The sequence below is a fragment of the Halorubrum sp. Atlit-26R genome (assembly GCF_003666015.1).
GTDB lineage: Archaea > Halobacteriota > Halobacteria > Halobacteriales > Haloferacaceae > Halorubrum.
Genome location: NZ_QPLT01000101.1, coordinates 1 through 1,018, shown reverse-complemented (window position 1 = coordinate 1,018; position 1,018 = coordinate 1). Strand labels below are relative to the sequence as shown.

The 1,018-nt window shown below is 53.5% G+C and carries 2 protein-coding genes; both read right to left on the bottom strand.

All coding sequences use genetic code 11. The features are described from left to right. Nucleotides 1-486: hypothetical protein (locus tag DVK07_RS19525; protein WP_147441251.1), on the bottom strand; the 486-nt coding region annotated here is incomplete at its 3' end. After that, on the bottom strand, nucleotides 486-1,018 hold a 533-nt coding region (locus tag DVK07_RS22845), incomplete at its 5' end, for a hypothetical protein (protein WP_158603197.1). The genes DVK07_RS19525 and DVK07_RS22845, both read right to left, overlap by 1 nt.

The window sequence follows — 1,018 nt, the reverse complement described above, 5'->3', positions numbered from 1 at the left end:
CGCCGTGTTCGACTCAGGGTCGTAGTGCACGCACTCGTACCCATCACCGTATTTCCTCGTGCTGATTCGGTAGAGCTCGTCTCTATCCACTTCCTCCCACCGAATATTCCCATCCTCGGTAACGCTCGCGGGCGCTTTGACAGTGAGATCTTCCCAGCGCTTCGGTGGCATGAGTTCACCACCAGCCTGCCCAGAACCGGTGTCGAGAATGTGTAAAAACGTCCCTCTGTGCTCTTCGATCCAATCTAGCGCCATTTTACCGAGGATCGCCCCAGGAACGACTGCAATCGCGAGGTAGACTGAATACGGGACTACGGCTGTTGGAATACCTGTATCAACACCGATCCATTCCGCCATTCCGGTAAGGAATATTGTGCCGATTAGGATGATGAGAAGGTACCCTTTCAACCATCGAGCAGTCCAGAACACACTGTTTTGGAGCGTTGTGATAATGGTGTCAAGAGTCCCTTGCGTGTCGTCGCTCATCAGAACACCCTCCATCCACCGGATGTCTCACGGTGGTCGCGCATCAGTTTCTGTGCAACAGTGGCAAGGAACCCGGTGAGGAGTCCAATGAAGAGTGTTGCAAGAGCGTTCGCGGTCGGGAGTGAGAAAATGTCTGAACTGTACCCTTTCAGTAGGAGTAGATCGCCATCGTCGATGGTGACTTGCCGGTCTTCGACAACGGTGAATCGGATTTCTGTGGTGCCGTCTGTGCTGATCGTGTAGCTTTCACGGTCCACTTCGACATTCTCGTTCTCGTCGGATTCTCGGCCACCGTCAGTAACTGTGATTCGTTCTGGGCGGTTGACGGCTTCAAATTCTGCAATGTACGTTTTCCCATCCCACCGCGATTCGACGAGTCGCAGGTTGTCGCTAGGGAATACGTATTCGTATGGTTGTTCGTCTGTGTTCTGTGCGTCTGAGTTCGTGTCTGACCCTCCATTTTCGCTCTCTGTGGCGTTCCCTTCTTCTTCGGGAGTGGTTGGGTCGGTGTTGTTGTCGCCGGTGTCTGTAC